3 protein-coding genes are annotated in these 1,749 nt (G+C 53.3%); 2 read left to right on the forward strand and 1 reads right to left on the reverse strand.

What is annotated here, in order from left to right:
• Positions 1-626: AMP-binding protein (locus tag V6D20_07995; GenBank protein ID HEY9815726.1), on the reverse strand; the 626-nt coding region annotated here is incomplete at its 3' end.
• A 156-nt stretch (positions 627-782) separates the two neighbouring features.
• Here V6D20_07995 and V6D20_08000 point away from each other — a divergent pair.
• Entirely contained in the window at positions 783-1,067 is a 285-nt protein-coding gene (locus V6D20_08000) for a DUF427 domain-containing protein (protein HEY9815727.1), read from the forward strand.
• 438 nt (positions 1,068-1,505) lie between these two features.
• On the forward strand, positions 1,506-1,749 hold a 244-nt coding region (locus V6D20_08005; protein HEY9815728.1), incomplete at its 3' end, for a DUF3038 domain-containing protein.

The raw sequence follows: 1,749 nt of genomic DNA on the forward strand, positions 1-1,749 counted from the left end.
CCGGAGGTATAGAGCAGGGTGGCCAGGTCGCTGGGGTCGAGGTTTACTGGCTGCAGCGATCGCCCCTCACCTAGCTCCAACAGGCTGGAAAAATTGAACACTGGGTAGCCCAGATCCTCCGTAGGTACAGGCTCATCACTCAGCCAAATCACCCGCTGGATCGGCAACTCTCCCAAGCCTGGCTGAAGTTTTAAGAACGTGGCCTGATCCTCCACAATCAGGCTCGTGCTGCCGCTATTTTTAAGAATGAACCATAATTCTTCCACCGCCGCCTGGGCCCCGCGCACCACACCGACGGCTCCCGCTGCCATAATGCCCTGATCGGCAATCAGCCAACGAGGACTGTTGTCGGCAATCAAGCCCACCCGATCACCCTTGCTGATCCCTACATGCTGTAACGCTGCACCGCAGAGTTGGATCCGTTCATGGAGTTGGCTGTAGGTGATGCGCACCTCGGGCTTACTATGAGGCGCATGAAGGGCAACCTGCTGGGCTACATCTGGACGCTGGGCCGCGATCGCCCAAATTTCGGGGAGCGATCGCACGGCGCGATAATCAATCATGGGAGCCAAGCGCTGTTGGTCATCCGCCGTTAAACCATAGTGAGCTGTGGGGGGTTGAGCCACAATACATCTCCTACAATGCTGGGTCTAGCGTACTGCGGAATGCTGCTAGATTGACATAGCGGTAGACAGAATATCTACTGGCTACGCCCGTCATAATAAGAACAGTGGCCCACGCGCCCCAGATCTAAATCCCTAGTCACCAAGGACAGTAAAACAATGCCCCGAGCAATTTGGAATGGAGTCGTGATTGCTGAGAGCGACCAATGTGAAGTCGTAGAAGGGAATCAATATTTCCCGCCCGACGCTTTGCAAATGGAGTATTTCACCCCTAGCGAAACCCACACGACCTGCGGATGGAAAGGCGTTGCTAGCTATTACACCCTAGACGTGAATGGCAAAACTAATAAAGATGCCGCCTGGTATTATCCGGAGCCGAAGACGGCTGCTCAGAATATTAAAAGCTATGTTGCCTTTTGGCGCGGGGTTACCGTTGAAGCTTAAGGTAGCAGCCTCCATCAAACCCAAGGGTCTACGTTGGCAGAGCACGTTGGACAAGACGGTCGCACCATCAGCCTCCAGCCTGCAACGCTACCTAAGCGATCGCCGCCTACAAACTTGTGGCAGATTTACCCAAATTGGCGCGTAACACCCTACCATTGGAAGGCCGCACGTTACCCATCAATGCGGTTGTGCTAGATCACGGACTACGGAGTCAACATCCGGAGAATGTAGCCTAGCATTATGTTCATCAAGAACATGTTTGAGGGCAGACTAGGGGAATGTCCGAATGATCTTCCATGGGGGTAGCCTTGGCGATCGCAACGGTGACCTACCGGTCGGCTAGAAAATACACTGGCTGACCCCATAGTTTTCTGCCCGTCTTCCCTAAAAGTCATCCTCGGTTTTGATACAATTCTGCTGAATGTTTTCGCGAGGGTAATGCAAGTACACCATCCTCCTGCCAAGCCGGTGCCTATGATTTTGGATATCCTGCCAGATATGCCAGTTGCGGATGGAGTCTGTCCGCGCCGGGCCCGTTTGCAGATTGACTTGATTCTATTGGCGATTGAAGCACTCGACCTCAGTGGTTCAGAAGCAATCCTCAAGGCTGCCAAAGAGTTAGAACTGCAAAGCATTATTAAAAATCGGGTCATGCTCTGGCGGCTGCGGAGCACCAATCCGT

The sequence above is a fragment of the Candidatus Obscuribacterales bacterium genome, from assembly GCA_036703605.1.
Taxonomy (GTDB): Bacteria; Cyanobacteriota; Cyanobacteriia; order RECH01; family RECH01; genus RECH01.

What these genes read in the sequence shown, in the direction of transcription:
- V6D20_08000 (HEY9815727.1), top strand. Translation starts at nt 783, where the DNA reads ATGCCCCGAGCAATTTGGAATGGAGTCGTGATTGCTGAGAGCGACCAA.